This is a genomic window from Burkholderia arboris, from assembly GCF_902499125.1.
GTDB classification, from domain to species: Bacteria; Pseudomonadota; Gammaproteobacteria; order Burkholderiales; family Burkholderiaceae; genus Burkholderia; species Burkholderia arboris.
Genome location: NZ_CABVPX010000015.1, coordinates 116,590 through 138,667, shown reverse-complemented (window position 1 = coordinate 138,667; position 22,078 = coordinate 116,590). Strand labels below are relative to the sequence as shown.

The following is a 22,078-nucleotide window of genomic DNA, read 5'->3' as shown; positions in this document are numbered from 1 at the left end:
ATGGCCCTGTGCCGCATGAAACAAAGATGACGAAGCCGCCGAAAATCCCCGAATCCGTTCTCGTCGTGATCTACACGCCCGACCTCGATGTGCTCGTGATCAAGCGTGCCGACCAGCCCGATTTCTGGCAATCGGTCACCGGCTCGAAGGACGCGCTCGACGAGCCGCTCGCGGTGACCGCCGCGCGCGAAGTGGTCGAGGAAACCGGCATTGCCGTCGGCACGCCGGACGTGCCGGCCACCGCGCTCGTCGACTGGCGCCACCGGATCGAATACACGATCTATCCGCAGTACCTGCACCGCTATGCGCCGGGCGTCACGCGCAACGTCGAGCACTGGTTCGGCCTGTGCGTGCCGCGGCGCGTCGACGTGACGCTGTCGCCGCGCGAGCATGTCGACCATGCGTGGCTGCCGTTTCGCGAGGCGGCCGCGCGCTGCTTCTCGCCGTCGAATGCCGAGGCGATCCTGCAACTGCCCGCGCGTGTGGCCCTGTCGCGCGCGCCGCACGGCTCGTCCGCATGAATGCGGAGACCCGCAAGCGCTTCGCGCAATTGCGGCAGATGTTCCTGCAGGAACGCGGTTCTGCATCGCGGCTCGCGTTCACGTCGGGCAACACCGTGCGGCTGTGCGAGGGCGGCGGCGCATTCTTCAAGGCCCTGATCGAACGGATCGATGCGGCCCGCGAGCAGGTGATGCTCGAAACCTACATTTTCTGCGACGACGCGGCAGGGCGCCCGGTGTCGGACGCGCTGATCCGCGCGGCGCAGCGCGGTGTGCGCGTGCGCGTGATCACCGACGGCATCGGCACCGCGCGCCTGCCGCTGTTCGACACGTGGGCCGAGGCCGGCGTCGAGCGCTGCATCTACAACCGCTTCCTGTTCGGCCGCTTCGGCTTCTCGCGCACGCACCGCAAGCTCGCGGTGATCGATCACGCGGTCGCGTTCTGCGGCGGCATCAACATCGTCGACGACTACGCGCAGAACGGCGCGACGCTGCCGTTTCCGCGCTGGGATTTCGCGGTCGAGATGGCGGGGCCTGCCGTGTCCGACGTGCGCGCCGCATTCGAGTTGCAGTGGCACCGGATCCAGTTCGGCCACAAGCCGTATGCGCAGTACGCGGCCGGGCTGCACGGCGGTGAAGCGTTCCCCGACATGTTCCGGCGCTGGATGCGCAGCCACCGGTGGATCAAGGCCGGTGCGCTCAGGGTCGTGACCGAGCCGAGCGTCGCGTTCGTCGCGCGCGACAACGTCGTGAACCGCCGCGCGATCGAGAAGGCGTATCTCGCGGCGATCGGCCAGGCGCGCCAGCGGATCCTGCTCGCGAATCCGTACTTCATGCCGGGCCGCAAGCTGCGGCGTGCGCTGACGGGCGCCGCACGGCGCGGCGTCGACGTGCGGATCCTGATCGGCCGCAAGGAGTTCGCGGCGCTCGATACGGCCGTGCCGTTCCTCTATCACGCGCTGCTGCGCGCAGGGGTGCGTGTCGCCGAATACGACAAGACGATGCTGCACGGCAAGGTCGCCGTGATCGACGACAACTGGGCGACGGTCGGCTCGTCGAACCTGGACGCGCTGAGCCTGATGCTGAACAATGAAGCGAATGTCGTGCTGGTGCGCTACGATGCAGTCACGAACGAACTGCGCGACGCAATCGCGTCTGCGTTCGCCGATGGCCGGGAGATCGACCCCGCGCGTTTCGCCGCGCGCCCGCGCATCGAGCGGTTGCTGAACTGGCTCGCGTACACCGCGTACCGTCTCGTGATGAAGGCGCTGACGGTCGGCGGTTACGACTGACGCAGACTAAGCATTCGCTTCAAAATATCTGTCCGCACGTTCGTGCGGAAAAGCCGCTCCGGTCCCGCCGGAATCGCGCAAAATAGCGGCTCGGTTAGACACCGGTTTCTAATAATTTCCTTGTTTCGCGAGCGGCCGCACTCAATAATAGTACGGCCGTTCGATTTTATTCGAACCCCCGAACGGTTACAGAAATAGCTATGCGAAAAGGCGAACAGACGCGTGCCGCGATACTTGAAGCTGCTTTGGACCTCGCCAGCCGTGACGGGCTGGAGGGGCTGACGATCGGCCTGCTGGCCGAGCGCATGCAGATGAGCAAGAGCGGTGTGTTCGCGCACTTCGGATCGCGTGAAGACCTGCAGGTCGAGGTCGTCCGCGAGTATCACCATCGTTTCGAAAACGAGGTGTTCTTTCCGAGCCTGCGCGAGCCGCGGGGCTTGCCGCGCCTTCGGGCGATGCTGGCCCGCTGGACGGAGAAGCGCATCCAGGAGGTGACGACGGGATGCATCTACATCAGCGGTGCCGTCGAGTACGACGACCGGCCTGACAGCCCCGTGCGCGAGCAGTTGATCGCGAGCGTGACGGCCTGGCGTGCCGCGATGCTGCGTGCCATTTCGCAGGCGAAGGAAGAAGGCCATCTGCGTGCGGATACGGATCCGGACCTGATGCTCTTCGAGTTGTACAGCTTCACGCTCGGCCTGCATCACGACGCACGTTTCCTGCATTCGCCGGACGCCGTGCGCCTCACGTGGGCCGCGCTGGAAAAGACGATTGTTTCGTATCAGAGCGAGAGCCGTTAGCGGCGCGTGACCCGCCCGCCAGGAGCTCGAGCCGTTTTGCCCACCTTTGGAGAGAGTCATGGGACAGTACGCCGCGCCGCTGCGCGACATGCAATTCGTGTTGCACGAGCTTCTGAACGTCGAAGCCGAAGTCAAGCAAATGCCCAAGCATGCGGACCTCGACGCCGACACGATCAACCAGGTCCTCGAGGAAGCGGGCAAGTTCTGCTCCGAGGTACTGTTCCCGCTGAACCAGGTCGGCGACCGCGAAGGCTGCACGTATGAAGGCGACGGCGTCGTGAAGACCCCGACCGGCTTCAAGGAGGCCTACCAGCAATACGTCGAGGCCGGCTGGCCGGCGCTCGGCTGCGATCCGGACTACGGCGGCCAGGGCCTGCCCGCGTTCGTGAACAACGCGCTCTATGAAATGATGAATTCGGCGAACCAGGCCTGGACGATGTATCCGGGCCTGTCGCACGGCGCGTACGAATGCCTGCACGCGCACGGTGCACCGGAACTGCAGAAGGCCTATCTGCCGAAGCTCGTGACCGGCGAATGGACCGGCACGATGTGTCTGACGGAGCCGCATTGCGGCACCGACCTCGGCATCCTGCGCACCAAGGCCGAACCGAACGGCGACGGCTCGTACTCGATCAGCGGCACGAAGATCTTCATCTCGAGCGGCGAACACGACATGGCCGCGAACATCATCCACCTCGTGCTCGCGCGCCTGCCGGACGCACCGCAGGGTACGAAGGGGATCTCGCTGTTCATCGTGCCGAAGTTCATTCCCGATGCAGCGGGCGAGCCGGGCGAGCGCAACGGCATCAAGTGCGGCTCGATCGAACACAAGATGGGCATCCACGGCAACTCGACGTGCGTGATGAACCTCGACAACGCGAAGGGCTGGATGGTCGGCGAGCCGAACAAGGGCTTGAACGCGATGTTCGTGATGATGAACGCGGCCCGGCTCGGCGTGGGCGCGCAAGGTCTCGGCCTCACGGAAGTCGCGTACCAGAACTCGCTCGCGTATGCGAAGGATCGCCTGCAGATGCGCTCGCTGACGGGCCCGAAGGCACCGGACAAGCCGGCCGACCCGATCATCGTGCACCCGGACGTGCGCCGCATGCTGCTCACGCAAAAGGCCTACGCGGAAGGCGCGCGCGCGTTCACGTACTGGTCGGCGCTGCAGATCGACAAGGAACTGTCGCACGCCGACGAAGCCGTGCGCAAGGAAGCCGCCGACCTCGTCGCGCTGCTCACGCCGATCATCAAGGCGTTCCTGACCGACAACGCGTTCGAGTGCACGAACCACGCGATGCAGATCTACGGCGGCCACGGCTTCATCTCCGAGTGGGGCATGGAGCAATACGTGCGCGACGCGCGGATCAACATGATCTACGAAGGCACGAACTCGATCCAGTCGCTCGACCTGCTGGGCCGCAAGGTGCTCGGCGACATGGGCGCGAAGCTGAAGAAGTTCGGCAAGCTCGTGACGGAATTCGCGGAAGCCGAAGGCGTGAAGCCGGAAATGGCCGAGTTCATCAACCCGCTCGCCGACATCGGCGACAAGGTGCAGAAGCTGACGATGGAAATCGGCATGAAGGCGATGCAGAACCCCGACGAAGTCGGCGCTGCCGCCGTGCCGTACCTGCGTACCGTCGGCCACCTGGTGTTCTCGTACTTCTGGGCGCGCATGGCACGCCTCGCCCTCGACAACGAAGCGTCGGGCGACCCGTTCTACAAGTCGAAGCTCGCGACGGCGCGCTTCTACTTCGCGCGCCTGCTGCCCGAAACGGCATCGACGATCCGCGCCGCGCGCGCCGGTTCGAAGACGATGATGGAAGTCGACGAATCGCTGTTCTGATGCGAGTCCGGGCGGTGCGCGCCGCGCGCCGCCCGAACGCAACGGTTCCTGGTACTCACTTCTCCGTGCAGCCCCACATCCCGCGCTGCACGACACTATCCGGAGACATCCCGTGAGCAATTTCCTGATTCGCAAGGTCGCCGTGCTGGGCGCCGGCGTGATGGGCGCGCAGATCGCCGCGCACCTCATCAACGCACGCGTGCCGGTGCTGCTGTTCGACCTGCCGGCCAAGGAAGGCCCGAAAAACGCGATCGCGCTGAAGGCGATCGAGAACCTGAAGAAGCTGTCGCCCGCGCCGTTCGGCGTGAAGGACGATGCGAAGTACCTCGAGGCAGCGAACTACGAAGACGACATCGCGAAGCTGGCCGAATGCGACGTCGTGATCGAGGCGATCGCCGAGCGGATGGACTGGAAGCACGACCTGTACAAGAAGGTCGCGCCGCACATCGCGCCGAACGCGATCTTCGCGACCAACACGTCGGGCCTGTCGATCACGAAGCTGTCCGAAGGGTTCTCGGACGAGCTGAAGGCGCGCTTCTGCGGCGTGCACTTCTTCAACCCGCCGCGCTACATGCACCTCGTCGAACTGATCCCGACCGCGCATACGCGCCCGGAGATCCTCGACCAGCTCGAGACGTTCCTGACGAGCATCGTCGGCAAGGGCGTCGTGCGCGCGAAGGACACGCCGAACTTCATCGCGAACCGCGTCGGCATCTTCTCGATCCTCGCGGTGATCACCGAGGCCGCGAAGTTCGGCCTGCGCTTCGACGAAGTCGACGACCTGACCGGCAGCCGCCTCGGCCGCGCGAAATCGGCGACGTTCCGCACGGCGGACGTGGTCGGCCTCGACACGATGGCGCACGTGATCAAGACGATGCAGGACAACCTCGCCGACGATCCGTTCTTCCCGGTCTACCAGACGCCTGCCGTGCTCGCCGAGCTGGTGAAGCAGGGCGCGCTCGGCCAGAAGACGGGCGGCGGTTTCTACAAGAAGGAAGGCAAGGCGATCAAGGTGCTCGACGCGAAGACGGGCACCTACGTCGACTCGGGCGCGAAGGCTGACGAAACGGTCGCCCGCATCCTGAAGCGCCCGCCGGCGGAACGCCTGAAGCTGCTGCGCGAGACCGACCATCCGCATGCGCAGTTCCTGTGGTCGATCTTCCGTGACGTGTTCCACTACATCGGCGTGCATCTCGAGTCGATCGCCGACAACGCGCGCGACGTCGATCTCGCGATCCGCTGGGGCTTCGGCTGGAACGAAGGCCCGTTCGAAGGCTGGCAGGCTGCCGGCTGGAAGCAGGTCGCCGAGTGGGTGCAGGAAGACATCGCAGCCGGCAAGGCGCTGGCGAACGTGCCGCTGCCGTCGTGGGTGCTCGAAGGCCCGGTCGCCGAGAAGGGCGGCGTGCACACGGCCGAAGGCTCGTGGGCGCCGGCAGCGCAGCGCTTCGTGCCGCGTTCGGACCTCGCGGTCTACGACAAGCAGGTGTTCCGTGCGCCGCTGCTCGGCGAAGCCGGCGCCGATCCGAAGACGTACGGCAAGACGCTGTTCGAAACCGACGCCGTGCGTGCGTGGGTCGACGACCGTGCCGGTGAAGACGACGTCGTGATCGTGTCGTTCAAGTCGAAGATGAACACGATTGGACCGAGCGTGATCGACGGCCTCGTGCAGGCGATCGAGCTCGCGGAGAAGGACTACAAGGGCGTGGTGATCTGGCAGCCGACGTCGCTGAAGCTCGGCACGCCGGGCGGCCCGTTCTCGGCCGGCGCGAACCTCGAAGAGGCGATGCCCGCGTTCATGATGGGCGGCGCGAAGGGCATCGAGCCGTTCGTGAAGAAGTTCCAGGAAGGCATGCTGCGCGTGAAGTACGCGAACGTGCCGGTCGTCGCAGCCGTGTCGGGCATCGCGCTCGGCGGCGGGTGCGAGCTGATGCTGCACAGCGCGAAGCGTGTCGTGCACGTCGAGAGCTACGTCGGTCTGGTCGAAGTGGGCGTCGGCCTCGTGCCGGCGGGCGGCGGCCTGAAGGAGGCGGCGCTGCGCGCAGCGGATGCCGCGACGGCCGCGAACGCGACCACCGACATCCTGAAGTTCGTCACGAAGTCGTTCGAGAACGCCGCGATGGCGAAGGTCTCGGCGTCCGCGCACGATGCGCGTGCGATGGGCTACGTGAAGCCGTCCGACACGATCATCTTCAACGTGTTCGAACTGCTCGACACCGCGAAGAAGGAAGCGCGTGCACTGGCCGCCACCGGCTACCGCGCACCGCTGCGTGCGAAGGACGTGCCGGTTGCAGGCCGCTCGGCCATCGCGACGATCAAGGCATCGCTCGTCAACATGCGTGACGGCCGCTTCATCAGCGACCACGACTACCTGATCGCAAGCCGTATCGCCGAAGCCGTGTGCGGCGGCGACGTCGAAGCCGGCAGCCTCGTCGACGAGCAGTGGCTGCTCGCGCTGGAGCGCCGCGCGTTCGTCGAGCTGCTCGGCACGCAGAAGACGCAGGAACGGATCATGGGCATGTTGCAAACCGGCAAGCCGGTGCGTAACTGAGCGAGCGGATAAGGCAAGGAGTCTCAAATGAGCAAACAATTGCAAGACGCATACATCGTCGCCGCCAGCCGCACGCCGATCGGCAAGGCCCCGCGCGGTGTCTTCAAGAACACGCGCCCGGACGAGCTGCTGGTCCACGCGATCAAGTCGGCGGTTGCGCAGGTGCCGGGCTTCGACACGAAGCTGATCGAAGACGCGATCATCGGTTGCGCGATCCCGGAAGCCGAGCAGGGCCTGAACGTCGCGCGGATGGGCGCGCTGCTGGCGGGCCTGCCGCAGACGGTCGGCGGCGTGACGGTCAACCGCTTCTGCGCGTCGGGCATCACCGCGCTGGCGATGGCGGCCGACCGCATCCGCGTCGGCGAATCGGACGCGATCTTCGCGGGTGGCTGCGAATCGATGAGCATGGTGCCGATGATGGGCAACAAGCCGTCGATGTCGCCGCACATCTTCGATCGCAATGAAGACTTCGGCATCGCGTACGGGATGGGCCTGACGGCCGAGCGCGTCGCCGAGCAGTGGAAGGTGAGCCGCGAAGACCAGGACGCGTTCTCGGTCGAGTCGCACCGCAAGGCACTGGCCGCGCAGCAGGCCGGCGAGTTCAACGACGAGATCGCCGCGTACACGATCACCGAGCGTTTCCCGAACCTCGCGACGGGTGAAGTCGACGTGAAGACGCGCGAGATCGCGCTCGACGAAGGTCCGCGTGCGGATACGTCGATCGAAGGCCTGGCGAAACTGCGCACGGTGTTCGCGAACAAGGGCTCGGTCACGGCCGGCAACAGCTCGCAGACGTCGGACGGCGCGGGCGCGCTGCTCGTCGTGTCGGAAAAGGTGCTGAAGGAGTTCAACCTGACGCCGCTCGCGCGCTTCGTGAGCTTCGCGGTGCGCGGCGTGCCGCCGGAAATCATGGGCATCGGCCCGAAGGAAGCGATTCCGGCCGCGCTGAAGGCGGCCGGCCTGAAGCAGGACGATCTCGACTGGATCGAGCTGAACGAAGCGTTCGCCGCGCAATCGCTGGCGGTGATGCGCGACCTCGGCCTCGACCCGTCGAAGGTCAACCCGATGGGCGGCGCGATCGCACTCGGCCACCCGCTCGGCGCGACCGGCGCGATCCGCGCGGCGACCGTCGTGCACGGCCTGCGCCGCCGTAACCTGAAGTACGGGATGGTCACGATGTGCGTCGGCACCGGCATGGGCGCCGCGGGCATCATCGAACGCCTGTAAGCGGAGCGGGACAAGAGCGACGACGGTGCGCGGGCCACGAGCTCGCGCACCGTTTTTTCATTCCGGTAGAGGAAAGTCAAAGGAGACGGTTGTGTCCGAAATTCAAGTGGAACGCGCCGAAGGCGTGATGACGATCACGATCGCGCGCCCGGCGAAGAAGAACGCGCTGACGGCGGCGATGTACCAGACGATGGCCGATGCGCTCGCCGACGCGCAGGAAGACAAGGCGATCCGCGTGATCCTGCTGCGCGGCAGCGACGGCAATTTCACCGCGGGGAACGATCTCGAGGATTTCCTGAAAGCGCCGCCGAAGGACGACACCGCTCCGGTGTTCCAGTTCCTTGCGCGGATCAGCAGCGCGAGCAAGCCGATCGTGGCCGCAGTGCCGGGCCTCGCGATCGGCGTCGGCGTGACGATGCTGCTGCACTGCGATCTGGTCTACGCGGCCGACACCGCGACGTTCTCGCTGCCGTTCGCGCAGCTCGGGCTGTGCCCGGAAGCCGCGTCGAGCGTGCTGCTGCCGCGTCTGGCCGGCCATCAGGTCGCGGCCGAGAAGCTGCTGCTCGGCGAGGCATTCGATGCGCTGGAAGCGCACCGGATCGGCATCGTCAACCGCGTGCTGCCGGCTGCCGAGCTCGACGCGTTCGCGGCGAAGCAGGCGGCGAAGCTCGCGGCGCTGCCCGCGGCATCGCTGCGTGTGACGAAGGCGCTGCTGAAGGATACGGGCGGCGTGGCGACGTCCGCGCGGATGGCCGAGGAAGCGGGCCACTTCGCGGCGATGCTGCGCGCGCCGGAAGCGCGCGAGGCGATGACGGCGTTCTTCGAGAAGCGCAAGCCGGATTTCCGTCAGTTCGACTGACGGAGCAGGGCGCGCCGGCGCGCGCCTTGGTTCGCGATCAGGCCGTGCCGTAGTCGACGTGGCCGGTTTCGCGGCAGAAGCTGACAAGCCGCAAGCCGGCCGCCTTCGCGATTTCGATCGCGAGCGACGACGGCGCGGAGATCGTCGCGACCAGCGGAATGCCGACCCGTGCGGCCTTGCGTACGAGCTCGTAGCTCGCACGGCTCGACAGGAACACGAAGCCGTCGGTCGCGTCGGCACGCGACAGCACGAGCGAGCCGATCAGCTTGTCGAGCGCGTTGTGGCGGCCGACATCCTCGAATGCCATCCGGATCGCGCCTGTTGCGTCGCACCACGCGGCCGCGTGCAGGCCACCGGTCAGTTTCGTGAGCGCCTGGTGCGCGGGCAGCCCGTGCGCCGCACGCGCCAGCGCGTCGGGCGCGAGGCGCGCGAGAAAGCCCGTGTCGGGCACGCGCTCGGGGGCGAGGTCGAGCAGGTCGATGCTTTCGATCCCGCACACGCCGCAGCCCGTGCGCCCCGCGAGCGCACGGCGCCGGTCCTTCAGTGCGGCGAACGCCTGCTGGACGACCTCCAGGTGCACTTCCGCATGCGGCAGCGGCGCGTCGGCGTGCAGGATCACCTCGATGTCCTTGATGTCGCTGCCGCGCGCGACGATCCCTTCCGAGATCGCGAAGCCGACCGCGAACGCTTCGAGGTCGCGCGGCGTACACATCATCACCGCGTGCGAAATGCCATTGAAGACGAGCGCGACCGGCCATTCCTGGCCCACGTGGTCGTGCGCGGTTTCGACAGCGCCGCCGCGCGTGCGGCGCACGGACAGCTCGATCGCGCCGCGCGGTTCGTCGCGCAGTTCGTCGCGCAGTTCGTCGGATTGGGTCGGATTCACGAGCACTCCCGTTGATTCGAAGCACGGCCGGCGACAATCGTGCCGCCGCCCGCGCGCAGAGGTTCTAAAATACCTCAGGCAGGCCGGCCGCGCCGGCATCCGCCACATCAGGTAACGACCATGGGACTCAGCGACGCTCCGTTGCTCTTCAACTTCGAACACGATTCGTCGGAAAACTTCACGTACATCCCGATGATCGTGCGTTTCAATCTCGACCGTTTCGGTCTGCGGATTTCGCTCGAACAGTGGCAACTGCTGCCGCTCGAGGACCGCAAGCTGCTCGCGCGCTTTCCGGCCGACGACGACACCGCGATCGAGCCCAACTTCGATCATGCGCTGTTCGAAATGCTGCGCACGCACGCGGATCTGGAACCGTCATGGTTCCAGCCGGACGAGCAGCCGACCTGGCGTGCCGTCGACACGGTGCCGGAGACGCTCGTGCAGCAGAGCGCGCTGGCCGGGCTGACGGCGCCCGCGCTCGCGCAATGGCAGCGGCTCGCGCCGTTCCAGCGCTATGTGCTGGTCAAGCTGTCGCGCAAGCCGAAGCTGAATCACGATTTCCTGCCCGCGATGCGGGAGTTCGGGCTGACGGCCACGCATTGACGCGGCCGCGTGCCGTGCGCCGCGCGGTCGCGGCGCTCGCCGATCAGAGCGGCGGCAGTTGCCGCGGCTTGCGATCGGGGCCGGTCGCGACGTACGTGAGCGTCGCTTCGGTAACCTTCACGATTTCGCCCATCAGGCGCATGCGCTGCGCGTACACCTCGACGTCGACCGTGATCGACGTGTTGCCGGTGCGCGTGATGGTCGCGTAGAAGCTCAGCAGGTCGCCGACGAATACCGGCTGCTTGAACACGAACGAGTTGACCGCGACCGTCGCGACGCGGCCGTTCGCGCGCTGGCTCGCGGGGATCGAGCCGGCGATGTCGACCTGCGACATGATCCAGCCGCCGAACACGTCGCCGTGGACGTTCGCGTCGTGCGGTTGCGGGACGACGCGCAACGCGGGCTGCTTCTGCGGGAGTTCGAGGGTCGAATCGGTCATGGCGGGGGCTTTCATCCTGTAATAAATAGGCCGCCGCGCGCAGGCTGGCCGGCGAGGCCGCCGGCAGCGGCGCGAAGCGGCTTCTGCGACAATACAACGTTCGCAAATTGTACGAGAAAGCGCGCGAGCCGGCCGTCGATACACGCGTCGTGCACCGCCACAGAGACTACTCCCCATGCGCCGATTTCCCGCTTCCGGCGAGCCCGCGCCGGCTTCGACCGGGCCTCGCAACGACTGGCAGACGATCCGGTCGCTGCTGCCGTACCTGACCACCTACAAATGGCGCGTCGCGCTCGCGCTCGCCTGCCTGATCGGCGCGAAGGTCGCGAACCTCGGCGTGCCGGTCGTGATGAAGCGCATCGTCGACCACCTGTCCTACGTGCAGCAGATCACCGCGATCGGCCGCGCCGAACAGTCGGCCGGCATCGTGCTCGCGGGCGGCGTCGGGCTGCTGGTCGTCGCGTATGCGCTCGTGCGGCTGTCGACGTCGCTGTTCACCGAGCTGCGCGAGATCCTGTTCTCGAAGGTCACCGAGAGCGCGGTGCGCCAGCTCGCGCTGCAGGTGTTCAGGCACCTGCACGGGCTGTCGCTGCGATTCCATCTCGAACGCCAGACGGGCGGCATGTCGCGCGACATCGAGCGCGGCACGCGCGGCATCCAGCAACTGATCTCGTATTCGCTGTACAGCATCCTGCCGACGCTCGTCGAGGTCGGGCTCGTGCTCGGCTTTTTCGTGGTCAAGTACGAGGCTTATTACGCGTACGTCACGTTCGCGGCGCTGGTCACGTACATCGTGTTCACCGTGAAGGTCACCAACTGGCGCACGCATTTCCGCCGCACGATGAACGAACTCGACTCGCGCGCGAACTCGCGGGCGATCGATTCGCTGATCAACTACGAGACGGTGAAGTACTTCGGCAACGAGGAGTGGGAGGCGCAGCGCTACGACGAGAACCTGAAGCGCTACCGGAAGGCCGCGATCCGCTCGCAGAACTCGCTGTCGGTGCTGAACTTCGGCCAGCAGGCGATCATCGGCACGGGGCTCGTGTTCATCCTGTGGCGCGCGACGCAGGGCGTGCTCGCGGGCAAGCTGACGCTCGGCGATCTCGTGCTGATCAACACGTTCATGCTGCAGCTCTACATTCCGCTGAACTTCCTCGGCGTCGTGTACCGCGAGCTGAAGCAGAGCCTGACCGACATGGACCGCATGTTCGGGCTGCTGTCGGCCGCGAAGGAAGTGGCCGACCGGCCCGATGCGCAGCCGCTCGCGGTGGCCGGCGCGCAGGTGCGCTTCGAGCACGTGAACTTCGCGTACGAGCCGGCCCGGCAGATCCTGCATGACGTGACGTTCACGATCGATGCGGGCACGACGACCGCGGTGGTCGGCCACAGCGGTTCGGGGAAATCGACGCTGTCGCGCCTGCTGTTCCGTTTCTACGACCTCGACCGGCAGGCGGGCGGCGCGATCCGGATCGACGGCCAGGACATCCGCGACGTCACGCAGGATTCGCTGCGCGCGTCGATCGGGATCGTGCCGCAGGACACCGTGCTGTTCAACGACTCGATCTACTACAACATCGCATACGGCCGGCCGACCGCGACGCGCGACGAAGTGGTCGCGGCCGCGCGCGCCGCGCACATCCACGATTTCATCGAAAGCTTGCCGAAGGGCTATGACACGCCGGTCGGCGAACGCGGGCTGAAGCTGTCGGGCGGCGAAAAACAGCGCGTCGCGATCGCGCGCACGCTGCTGAAGGACCCGCCGGTGCTGCTGTTCGACGAAGCGACGTCGGCGCTCGACTCACGCTCGGAGCGTGCGATCCAGCACGAACTCGACCAGATCGCGCGGCATCGGACGACCCTCGTGATCGCGCACCGGCTGTCGACGGTCGTGCATGCGCAGCAGATCCTCGTGATGGATCACGGCAGGATCGTCGAACGCGGCACGCACGACGAACTCGTGCGCGCCGACGGGTTGTATGCGCAGATGTGGGCGCTGCAGCAGCAGCGCGCGGCGGCCGGCGGGGAAGAGGCCGAGACCGCTTAACGGGCCCGCGTAGCGGGCGGGGGCGGCGCAGCGCGCCGGGCAACACGACGGGGTGTCGTGCGCGGCGCCCGCCGTCCGGTCAGCCCGCGGCGCGCAGCCGCGCGTCGAGCTCGCCGAGCTGCGCGGGCGTGCCGACGTTCTCCCAGATACCTTCGTACAATTCGCCGCTCGCACGGCCGGCTTCGATCGCCGCGCGGTAGTACGGCGTCAGCGCGCGCCGCGTGCCGGGCGCGAGATCGCGGAACATCCGCGTGTCGTACAGGCCGATGTTGCCGAACGTGACGCGCGCGGCGCCGTCGAGCGCGAGGCGGCCAGCGTCGTCGAGCGCAAAATCGCCGGCCGGGTGGAACGGCGGGTTCGGCACCATCACGAGGTGCATCGCGGGCGTGTCGAGCGCGGCCATCCGTGCGGCGCGCGGCGCGAGCGTCCGGTAGTCGAACGCGCAGTACACGTCGCCGCTGACGGCCGCGAACACGGCCAGCTGCCCGTCGCGCTCGAGCAGCGGCAGCGCCTGCGCGATGCCGCCGGCGGTTTCCAGCGCCTCGCCCTCGGCCGAATACAGGAGCCGCACGCCCCAGCGCGAACCGTCGCCGAGCGCGGCCCCGATCTGCTCGCCGAGCCACGCGTGGTTGATCACGATCGTCTCGATGCCCGCGCGCGCGAGCGCCTCGATCTGCCACACGATCAGCGGCTTGCCGCCGGCTTCGAGCAGCGGTTTCGGGCGGGTGTCGGTCAGCGGGCGCATCCGTTCGCCGCGTCCGGCGGCGAAGATCATCGCCGTGGTCAGGGTGTTGCTCATGGTCGGCCGGGTATCAGGACTCTGGAGGACGATCAGAACGTATAGCCGACGTCGGCCGGTGCGTTGCCCTCGAGCTCGTCGAGCAGCTTCGCGAACGGCACGAGCGGGCGGTAGCGCAGTGCGACCTTGCGGGCATACGCGATGAAGCGCGGCAGGTCGTTCAGGTAATGCGGCTTGCCATCGCGGTAATTGATGCGCGCGAACAGGCCGAGGACCTTGATATGACGCTGCAGCCCCATCCATTCGAGCTGGCGGTAGAACTCGCCGAAATCGGGATCGACCGGCAGGCCGGCCTTTTTCGCCTTTTCCCAGTAGTACGCGAAGCAGTCGAGCTCGAACTCTTCGTCCCAGCTGACGAACGCGTCGCGCAGCAGCGACACGACGTCGTACGTCAGCGGCCCGTAGACGGCGTCCTGGAAGTCGAGCACGCCCGGGTTCGGCTCGCAGACCATCAGGTTGCGCGGCATGAAATCGCGCAGCATGAAACCCTGCGGCTGCGCATGGGCGCTCGCGACCAGCAGCGCGAACGTGCGGTCGAGCGTGCCGCGCATCGCGTCGGTGACGGGCTTGCCGAGGTGGCGGCCGACGAACCATTCCGGCAGCAGCTCCATTTCACGGCGCAGGAACGCTTCGTCGAACGGCGGCAGCACGTCGGGCTTCGACGTGAGCTGGAAGCGGATCAGCGCGTCGAGCGCATCGCGCATCAGCGGCCGTGCGGCGGCCGGGGCGGCCGGATCGAGCACCGAGATGTACGACGTGCGGCCGAGGTCCGTCACGAGCATGAAGCCCGCGTCGAAATCATGGGCCAGCACGTCCGGCACGTGGTCGCCGGCCGCGGCGAGCAGCTGCGCGACCTGGACGAACTCGCGGCACTTTTCGGGCGGCGGCGCGTCGACGGCGATCAGCGTGCCGCCGGGGCTCGTGGCCGACGCGACACGGAAATAGCGGCGGAAACTGGCGTCCGACGACGCGGGCGCGAGGGTCGACAGGTCGAGGGCGTAGCGCCCGGCGAGCGGGTGCAGCCACGCGGTGAGCGCTTCGAGGCGGGCGTCGGGCTGGGATGCGGCGGATGGGGGCGTCATGAAACTCGGAGGAGGGGGGAACGTCTTGCCATATAATACCCCACGACTTTTTTGACGCGCCCCGCGTCAGCTTCCGCCGTGCAGGCCCGCCGCCTGTCGCGCCGTCCGCCCGATCGCCTCCCCGGTTTGCGCTCAGCCGCAGTCGCGGTGCGACGGCGCGGCCCGCCGTGCGCGAATGTGCCGTGCAGGCGCGGTTGACAAGGGGCGATTCGCCAAACGATAGATGCCGCCCAAACCGCTATTCCCGAATGTTTTCCCCGGTGACGGGGTGCCGCGCAAACGGCGGCTCGCGCTCGCGCTCCTGGCCGTGCCCGGCCTCGTGCCGGCCGTGTCGTACGCGCAGCTGTCGGGCGCGGCCGCGCAGCCGCAACCGCTCGACTCGCCGTGGGATCTGCGTCTCGCACCCCAGCTCGAGGATCATCCGCTGAAGGACGGCGCGAAGCCGGCCGCCTTCGTGATCGCCGACCACACGAGCGGCACGGCCGAGCAGGACCTCGCCGCCAAGGGCGCCGCCGAGCTGCGGCGCGGCGACGTCGTCGTGAAGGCCGACGCGCTCCACTACGATCAGGATACCGACATGGCCGATGCGTACGGCCAGGTCAAGGTGGTCAATTCCGGCACGTCGTTCGCAGGCCCCGAGGCGCACCTGAAGATCGAGGCGAACCAGGGCTTCATGACGGCGCCGAAGTACCACTTCAACGTGACGGGCGGGTCAGGCAGCGCGGAGCGCGTCGACATGGTCGACAACGAGCGCTCGGTGTTCGTCAACGGCACCTATACCGCGTGCCAGTGCTCGACGAATCCCGCGTGGTACATCAAGGGCAGCCGCTTCGACTTCGATACGGGCGCCGACGAAGGCACCGCGCGCAACGGCGTGCTGTTCTTCCAGGGCGTGCCGATCTTCGCGAGCCCGTGGATGACGTTCCCGCTGTCGGGCGAGCGGCGCAGCGGCCTGCTGCCGCCGACGTTCTCGATGAATTCGAGCAACGGCTTCGAGCTGACGCTGCCGTACTACTTCAACATCGCGCCGAACCGCGACCTGACGCTCACGCCGCGCATCATCTCGCGGCGCGGCGTGTTGACCGAGGCGACGTTCCGCTACCTGTCGCCGTCGTATTCGGGCACGTTTACGGCCAATTACCTGCCGAACGACCGGCTCGAGCACCGCAACCGCTACGCGATCTTCTGGCAGCACCAGCAGAACTTCGGCGGCGGTTTCGGTGGCTACGTCTACTACAACAAGGTCTCCGACAATCTGTATCCCGAACAACTGGGCTCGATGAACCAGTTCATCAACGGGACGCAGACGTTGTACCAGCAGGAGGCCGGAGTCACGTACAACAATGGCCCGTGGTCGGTGCTCGCGCGCTACCAGCACTGGCAGACGCTGCCGCCGTCAATCGCGCCGTACAGCCGCGAGCCGCAGTTGAACGTGAAGTACACGAAGTACAACGTCGGCGGCTTCGACTTCGGCGCGGAAGCCGACTATTCGCGGTTCCGCATCACGACGGCCGACATGACCGAAGGCGACCGGGTCGTCTTCAACCCGTACATCTCGTACGGCGTGTACGGTCCCGGCTACTTCGTCGTGCCGAAGGTCCAGTACCACTTCGCGTCGTACGACCTGAACTACCTGTCGTCGAGCACGCCGAACAGCCCGAAGCGCTTCACCGAGTCGATCCCGACCGTGAGCTTCGATACCGGCCTGATCTTCGACCGCTCCGTGCGCCTGTTCGGCCAGGATTTCATCCAGACCCTCGAGCCTCGCCTGTACTACGTGTACACGCCGTATCGCGACCAGTCGAACGCGCCGCTGTTCGATACCGCGGAATCGGACTTCGGCCTCGCGGAGATCTACCAGCCGAACACGTTCGTCGGCAACGACCGGATCGCCGATGCGAACCGGATCACGGCCGGCCTGACGTCGCGCTTCATCGATCCGCGCACCGGCGACGAACGCGCGCGCTTCGTGATCGCGCAGCAGTACTACTTCGCCGATCAGCGCGTCACGCTGAATTCCGGCCAGAGCGCCGTGCTGGCGCGCCACTCGGACCTGATCGTTGGCGCCGCGCTGAAGCTCGGCTCGGGCTTCATGTCGGAGACGGCGTTCCAGTACAACCAGAACAACAACCAGCTCGTGAAGTCGAGCGTCGGTTTCGGTTACAGTCCGGGCGAGCGTCGCGTGATCAACGTCGGCTACCGCTACACACGATCGAACACCACGCTCGACAACCAGCCGATCAACCAGTTCCTGGTATCCGCGCAATGGCCGCTTACGCGCCGCCTGTACGCGATCGGCCGTTTCAACTACGACCTCGCCGGAGATCGCGTGGTCGACGGTCTGGTCGGCTTACAATACGACGCGGATTGCTGGGCGCTCGGGGTCGGGGTGCAGCGGGCTGCGAACGGCATCAATTCGTCGGGACAGCAGAACTCGTCGACGCGATTCATGATGCAGTTGACGCTCAAGGGCTTGTCGACCGTCGACAACGGCCTCGTGTCCGCATTCCGCGCAGGGGTGCCGGGCTACACGCCGCTGCCGCCGCCGCCGCCGCCGATGTCCCGCTTCAGCAACTACGAGTAACGCCGGCTTGTCTGCACCGGTCAGCACGATTTCAATGGAGTTTCAGTGGCAATGAAGAAAAACCTTCGTTTCGCGGCAGTCGTGTCCAGCCTCGCCGCGTCCGCCGTGCTGCTCGCCGCCGCGCCGGCCGCGGCGCAGGCGCTCGGTTCGCAAGGTGCGCAGCTCGCCGACGAAGTCGTCGCGGTCGTCAACAACGACGTGATCACGGGCCGCGAACTCGACCAGCGCGCCGGCCTGATCGCACGCCGGCTGCAGCAGCAGAACGCGCCCGTGCCGCCAACCGACCAGCTGCGCGCGCAGGTGCTGAACCAGATGGTGCTCGAGCGTATCCAGGTGCAGAAGGCCAAGGACGACGGGATCCGCATCGACGACGCGACCGTGCAGTCCACGCTGCAGCGCCTCGCGCAGGCGAACGGGATGACGCTCGACCAGTACCGCGGGCGTCTCGAGGCGCAAGGCGTGCCCTGGAGCATCTTCACGAGCGATGCACGGACCGAGCTGATGCTGTCGAAGCTGCGCGAGCGCGAGGTCGACGGCAAGATCACCGTGTCCGACGCCGAGGTCGCGAACTACATCGCGAGCCAGCGCGGGCCGAACGCGTCGCAGCAGCAGGACCTGCGCTTCCAGCACATCTTCATCAAGGCGCCGACCAACGCACCGCAGGCCGACATCGAAGCCGCGCAGAAGAAGGCCGACGCGCTGCTGCAGCAGGCGAAGTCGGGCGCCGATTTCGAGCGCCTCGCGAAGAACAACTCGGAAGCGAACGACGCGAAGAAGGGCGGCGACCTCGGCTTCAAGGCGCCGAGCGCGCTGCCGGCCGAAGTCGTCGACGCCGCCTCGAAGCTGCGCCCGGGCCAGGTCAACCCGACGCTGATCCGCGTGCCGGACGGCTTCGAGATCGTGCGTCTCGTCGACCGCCGCCAGAGCCAGGGTGCAACGGCCGCCGCACCGAAGATCGTCCAGACGCACGTGCGTCACATCCTGCTGCGCGTCGGTGAAGGCAAGTCGGAAGGCCAGGCGCGCCAGCAACTGGTCGACATCCGCAACCAGGTCGAGGCCGGCGGCGATTTCGCGAAGTTCGCGCGCACCTACTCGCAGGACGGATCGGCGTCGCAGGGCGGCGATCTCGGCTGGATCAGCCCGGGCGAGACCGTGCCGGAATTCGAGCGTGCAATGAACAACCTGCAGGACGGCCAGATCAGCCAGCCGATCCGTACCGAGTACGGTTATCACCTGATCCAGGTGCTGAACCGCCGCGAAGCGGAAGGGTCGGTGCAGCAGCAGATGGACATCGCCCGCCAGGCGATTGGCCAGCGCAAGGCCGAGCAGGCGTATGCCGACTGGCTGCGCGAGCTGCGCGATTCGTCGTACGTGCAGTACAAGATCGGCGGCGCCGGCCCGGCGAACTGAGCGAGCGTCAGATGACCACGCCTGCGCTGCAGATCGCGATCACGACCGGCGAACCCGCGGGGGTCGGCCCGGAGCTGACCGTGCAGGCGCTGCGTGACGCGGCGCAGCGCTGGCCCGACGCCCATTTCACCGTGCTCGGCGATGCGGCGCTGCTCGACGCGCGGGCGGCAGCCGTGGGCGCCGGCCCGGCCACGCTGGCCGGCGGCACGCAAGTGTCGGTCGCGCACCATGCGCTCGCCGTACCCGTACAGGCGGGCCGGCTCGACGCGGCGAACGGCCGTTACGTGCTCGGGCTGCTCGATGCGGCGATCGACGGCGCGCTGGATGGCCGGTACGACGCGATCGTGACCGCGCCGCTGCAGAAAAGCACGATCAACGATGCGGGCGTGCCGTTCACCGGCCACACCGAATACCTCGCGGAGCGCACGCACACGCCGCGCGTCGTGATGATGCTGGCGGGCACCGGCGACAGGCCGCTGCGCGTTGCGCTCGCGACGACGCACCTGCCGCTGAAGGACGTATCGGCCGCGCTGACGATCGACGGGCTCGTCGAGACGCTCGCGATCATCGATCGCGACCTGCGGCGCGATTTCGGCCTCGCCGCACCGCGCATCCTCGTGACGGGCCTGAATCCGCATGCGGGCGAGAACGGTTATCTCGGCCGCGAGGAGATCGACGTGATCTCGCCCGCGCTCGCCCGCGCCAATGCGCAGGGCATCGACGCGCGCGGTCCGTATCCGGCCGACACGCTGTTCCAGCCGCGCCATCTGGCCGATGCCGATTGCGTGCTCGCGATGTTCCATGACCAGGGCCTGCCCGTGCTGAAGTTTGCGACGTTCGGCGAGGGCATCAACGTGACGCTCGGGCTGCCGATCATCCGCACGTCGGTCGATCACGGCACGGCGCTCGATCTGGCCGGCACGGGCCGGGCGGATCCGGGCAGCATGATTGCCGCGCTCGACACGGCCGTCACGATGGCGCGCCACCGCCGCGCGGCCTGACGCGGCCCGGTTTCACCTCATTCGTCGTATTTTTCGTTTTACTCAGTCGATGTCGAACAGCAGACAGCACCAAGGCCACTTCGCGCGCAAGCGCTTCGGGCAGAACTTCCTCGTCGATCATGGCGTGATCGATTCGATCGTGTCGACGATCGGCCCCGCGCGCGGCCAGCGCATGGTCGAGATCGGTCCCGGCCTCGGCGCGCTGACCGGGCCGCTGATCGAGCGCCTCGCGACGCCCGAGTCGCCGCTGCACGCGGTCGAGCTCGACCGCGACCTGATTGGCCGCCTGCAGCAGCGCTTCGGCGCGCTGCTCGAACTGCACGCGGGCGACGCGCTCGCGTTCGACTTCCGTTCGCTCGCGGCGCCCGGCGACAAGCCGTCGCTGCGGATCGTCGGCAACCTGCCGTACAACATTTCCAGCCCGCTGCTGTTTCACCTGATGACATTCGCCGATGCGGTCATCGACCAGCATTTCATGCTGCAGAACGAAGTCGTCGAGCGGATGGTCGCGGAGCCCGGCACGAAGGCGTTCTCGCGGCTGTCGGTGATGCTGCAGTACCGCTACGTGATGGAAAAGATGCTCGACGTGCCGCCGGAGTCGTTCCAGCCGCCGCCGAAGGTCGATTCGGCGATTGTCCGGATGATCCCGTACGAGCCGCACGAACTGCCGGACGTCGATTCCGTGCTGCTCGGCGAAATCGTCACCGCCGCGTTTTCGCAGCGCCGCAAGATGCTGCGCAACACGCTCGGCGACTATCGCGAGACGATCGATTTCGATGCGCTCGGGTTCGATCTCGCGCGTCGTGCCGAGGACGTGAGCGTGGCTGAATACGTTGGCGTCGCGCAGGCGCTCGCGGCGGTGCGCAAGGCCGGCTGACGCGCGCGGCGCGAGCCGGACCGGATGTGTCGAAGAGGCTGCCCGACAGGGCGGCCTTTTTTATTGCGCGCGCGTTTCGCGCCGGGCGCTTACACCCGCCGGCGCGGCGGCGCGTTGACGAGCGCGATGCCGGTCAGTACCAGCGCGGCCGCGGACATGAAGCGCCAGCCGACCGATTCGCCGAGCAGCAGCACGCCGAACGCGACGCCGAACAGCGGCGACAGGAACGTGAAGACCGACAGCCGCGACGCACTGTAGCGCGTCAGCAGCCAGAACCACGACAGGTAGCTGACGAACGCGACGATCACCGACTGGTACGCGAGGCTTGCCACTGCGACCGGCGTCACGTGCGCGAATGACACCTGGCCGAACAGCGCGGCGAGCGCGACCAGCACGACCGCCGATACCGCGAGCTGGTAGAACAGCGTCTTGCTCGCACTGGCCCGCGCGAGCGCCGTCGAGCGCACGACAACCGTTGTCGCGGCCCACATCGCGCCGCCGAGAATGCCGAGCGCATCGCCGGCCAGCCCGGCCAGTACCGATGCGCCGGGCGCGCGCGGCTTCAGGAAGCCGTCCGCGAACGCGAGCGCGATGCCGGCGAATGCGAGACCGACGCCGGCCCACTGCGTGCGCTGCAGCCGTTCGCCCGGTGCGAACAGGTGCAGGCCGAGCGCGGTGAAGCACGGCGCCGTGTACAGGAAGATCGCCATGTGCGACGCGCTCGTCAGCGTCAGCCCGAAGAACACGCAGATGAATTCGCCGGCGAACAGCGCACCGGCCGCGAGGCCCGCGCCGAACGTGCCGTCGGCCTGGAACAGTGGCGTGCCGCGCGTGCGGGCCCAGCCCCACAGCAGACCCGCGGCGATCACCGAGCGCAGCCCGGCCTGGAACATCGGCGCGATCGCGGCGTTCGTGCTCTTGATCGCGACCTGCTGGAAGCCCCAGATCGCGCACAGCAGCAGCATCAGGCCGACGGCGCGCATGTCGAGCGCGCGGCGCACGGGGGCGGCGGCGAGTGTGGTCATCGACGTGCGTCGCCGGGTTGGCGACGCGCAAGCGAGGTCGGGCGGGCGGCGCGTCCGGTGCGCTCGAATCGGCGGTTTCGCACGGCAGTGTGGCGATCGGGAAGGGTGGGTGGTCGCGTTCGGGCGGTGACGCGCATGCCCGTATTTGGTGCGAGATGGAAAGATGTTACCCGATCGGCGGCGTGGCCGGGCGCGCCGGTTCGTGCCGTTTTCCGTCAACGGGATCGGCGCGCCGGTCGACCCGATGGGCCGC

18 protein-coding genes are annotated in these 22,078 nt (G+C 67.3%); 13 read left to right on the top strand and 5 right to left on the bottom strand.

The window, feature by feature from the left end; all coding sequences use genetic code 11:
* Positions 1-26 precede the first annotated feature (26 nt).
* The 7 genes from nudB (at position 27) to BLA15945_RS19600 (ending at position 9,072) form a co-directional block, all read left to right on the top strand.
* The gene (gene nudB / locus BLA15945_RS19630) at positions 27-521 is read left to right on the top strand and encodes a dihydroneopterin triphosphate diphosphatase (RefSeq protein WP_059233229.1); all 495 of its coding nucleotides are present in this window, start codon (positions 27-29) and stop codon (positions 519-521) included.
* Positions 518-1,792, top strand: a complete 1,275-nt coding sequence (clsB, locus tag BLA15945_RS19625; RefSeq protein WP_059233230.1) for a cardiolipin synthase ClsB — start codon at positions 518-520, stop codon at positions 1,790-1,792. Before nudB ends, clsB begins: the two co-directional genes overlap by 4 nt.
* A 200-nt stretch (positions 1,793-1,992) precedes the next feature.
* The gene (locus BLA15945_RS19620; protein WP_006751498.1) at positions 1,993-2,592 is read left to right on the top strand and encodes a TetR/AcrR family transcriptional regulator; all 600 of its coding nucleotides are present in this window, start codon (positions 1,993-1,995) and stop codon (positions 2,590-2,592) included.
* Positions 2,593-2,650: 58 nt separating this feature from the next.
* Positions 2,651-4,438 (top strand): acyl-CoA dehydrogenase C-terminal domain-containing protein, encoded by a 1,788-nt coding sequence (locus BLA15945_RS19615; protein WP_059233231.1) that lies wholly within the window; start codon positions 2,651-2,653, stop codon positions 4,436-4,438.
* 112 nt (positions 4,439-4,550) lie between these two features.
* The gene (locus BLA15945_RS19610; RefSeq protein WP_174993184.1) at positions 4,551-6,986 is read left to right on the top strand and encodes a 3-hydroxyacyl-CoA dehydrogenase/enoyl-CoA hydratase family protein; all 2,436 of its coding nucleotides are present in this window, start codon (positions 4,551-4,553) and stop codon (positions 6,984-6,986) included.
* 27 nt (positions 6,987-7,013) lie between these two features.
* Entirely contained in the window at positions 7,014-8,213 is a 1,200-nt protein-coding gene (locus BLA15945_RS19605; RefSeq protein WP_043190603.1) for an acetyl-CoA C-acyltransferase, read from the top strand.
* A gap of 91 nt (positions 8,214-8,304) precedes the next feature.
* On the top strand, positions 8,305-9,072 hold the full coding sequence (locus tag BLA15945_RS19600; RefSeq protein ID WP_059233233.1) for an enoyl-CoA hydratase: 768 nt from the start codon (positions 8,305-8,307) through the stop codon (positions 9,070-9,072).
* A gap of 37 nt (positions 9,073-9,109) precedes the next feature.
* On the opposite strand, the gene fdhD is transcribed toward BLA15945_RS19600, so the two are convergent.
* Entirely contained in the window at positions 9,110-9,964 is an 855-nt protein-coding gene (fdhD, locus tag BLA15945_RS19595) for a formate dehydrogenase accessory sulfurtransferase FdhD (RefSeq protein WP_155627115.1), read from the bottom strand.
* 114 nt (positions 9,965-10,078) lie between these two features.
* Here fdhD and BLA15945_RS19590 point away from each other — a divergent pair, with 114 nt between their 5' ends.
* Positions 10,079-10,561 carry a nitrate reductase associated protein gene (locus BLA15945_RS19590; protein ID WP_059233234.1) on the top strand — a complete coding sequence of 161 codons (483 nt, stop codon included), beginning with the start codon at positions 10,079-10,081 and terminating at the stop codon, positions 10,559-10,561.
* Positions 10,562-10,604: 43 nt separating this feature from the next.
* Here BLA15945_RS19590 and BLA15945_RS19585 read toward each other — a convergent pair whose 3' ends face one another.
* A complete protein-coding gene (locus BLA15945_RS19585; protein WP_034208354.1) occupies positions 10,605-11,000 on the bottom strand; it encodes an acyl-CoA thioesterase in 396 nt (131 codons plus the stop codon).
* A 175-nt stretch (positions 11,001-11,175) separates the two neighbouring features.
* On the opposite strand from BLA15945_RS19585, the gene BLA15945_RS19580 reads away from it, so the two are divergent.
* Positions 11,176-13,047, top strand: a complete 1,872-nt coding sequence (locus BLA15945_RS19580; RefSeq protein ID WP_059233235.1) for an ABCB family ABC transporter ATP-binding protein/permease — start codon at positions 11,176-11,178, stop codon at positions 13,045-13,047.
* A 79-nt stretch (positions 13,048-13,126) separates the two neighbouring features.
* Here the strand turns inward: BLA15945_RS19580 and murU are convergent, their stop codons facing one another.
* Together murU and BLA15945_RS19570 are read right to left on the bottom strand one after the other, a co-directional pair.
* Positions 13,127-13,846, bottom strand: a complete 720-nt coding sequence (gene murU, locus BLA15945_RS19575) for an N-acetylmuramate alpha-1-phosphate uridylyltransferase MurU (protein WP_174993183.1) — start codon at positions 13,844-13,846, stop codon at positions 13,127-13,129.
* A 32-nt stretch (positions 13,847-13,878) separates the two neighbouring features.
* Positions 13,879-14,928 (bottom strand): aminoglycoside phosphotransferase family protein, encoded by a 1,050-nt coding sequence (locus BLA15945_RS19570; RefSeq protein WP_174993182.1) that lies wholly within the window; start codon positions 14,926-14,928, stop codon positions 13,879-13,881.
* A gap of 223 nt (positions 14,929-15,151) precedes the next feature.
* Between BLA15945_RS19570 and BLA15945_RS19565 the strand changes: the two genes are divergently transcribed.
* From BLA15945_RS19565 to rsmA, 4 genes are read left to right on the top strand one after another with little or no spacing between them, the layout of a single operon-like run.
* Positions 15,152-17,512 (top strand): LPS-assembly protein LptD, encoded by a 2,361-nt coding sequence (locus BLA15945_RS19565; protein ID WP_059233238.1) that lies wholly within the window; start codon positions 15,152-15,154, stop codon positions 17,510-17,512.
* 51 nt (positions 17,513-17,563) lie between these two features.
* Positions 17,564-18,922 carry a peptidylprolyl isomerase gene (locus BLA15945_RS19560; RefSeq protein WP_059233239.1) on the top strand — a complete coding sequence of 453 codons (1,359 nt, stop codon included), beginning with the start codon at positions 17,564-17,566 and terminating at the stop codon, positions 18,920-18,922.
* 11 nt (positions 18,923-18,933) lie between these two features.
* Positions 18,934-19,923 (top strand): 4-hydroxythreonine-4-phosphate dehydrogenase PdxA, encoded by a 990-nt coding sequence (gene pdxA, locus BLA15945_RS19555; RefSeq protein ID WP_059233240.1) that lies wholly within the window; start codon positions 18,934-18,936, stop codon positions 19,921-19,923.
* A gap of 49 nt (positions 19,924-19,972) precedes the next feature.
* Entirely contained in the window at positions 19,973-20,800 is an 828-nt protein-coding gene (gene rsmA, locus BLA15945_RS19550) for a 16S rRNA (adenine(1518)-N(6)/adenine(1519)-N(6))-dimethyltransferase RsmA (protein WP_174993181.1), read from the top strand.
* A gap of 89 nt (positions 20,801-20,889) precedes the next feature.
* Here rsmA and BLA15945_RS19545 read toward each other — a convergent pair whose 3' ends face one another.
* Positions 20,890-21,825, bottom strand: coding sequence for a DMT family transporter (locus BLA15945_RS19545; protein WP_059233242.1), 936 nt, complete (start codon positions 21,823-21,825; stop codon positions 20,890-20,892).
* Positions 21,826-22,078 lie beyond the last annotated feature (253 nt).